The sequence below is a fragment of the Mesorhizobium sp. M7A.F.Ca.MR.362.00.0.0 genome (genome assembly GCF_004023175.1).
Taxonomy (GTDB): domain Bacteria; phylum Pseudomonadota; class Alphaproteobacteria; order Rhizobiales; family Rhizobiaceae; genus Mesorhizobium.
The window spans coordinates 1-211 of record NZ_RZTF01001263.1; the positions used below are offsets into that span (position 1 = coordinate 1).

Genomic DNA, 211 nt, shown 5'->3' on the forward strand with positions numbered 1-211 from the left:
CTTATAGGTGTTGTGCGCGGCCAATATGATGCTGCCGGGGTTTCTGCGATGATGCCGGCAATGCTTGAGGAAAAAGGAATAATTGAAAAAGGTTCCTACCGTGTTATTGCAGAGTCTGAAGCAATTCCTGTTGGAGCACCATTTGCAGTAAGAAGCGGCTTAGATCAAGAAATGAAAGACAATATTAAAGAGTTTTTATTGAGCTATGATG

Annotated in this window: 1 protein-coding gene; it reads left to right on the forward strand. The window is 42.2% G+C overall.

Annotation, left to right across the window (positions count from 1 at the left end; translation table 11 throughout):
• Positions 1-211 (forward strand): PhnD/SsuA/transferrin family substrate-binding protein (locus EOC06_RS39845; RefSeq protein ID WP_164899142.1); only part of this gene is annotated, 211 nt, incomplete at both ends.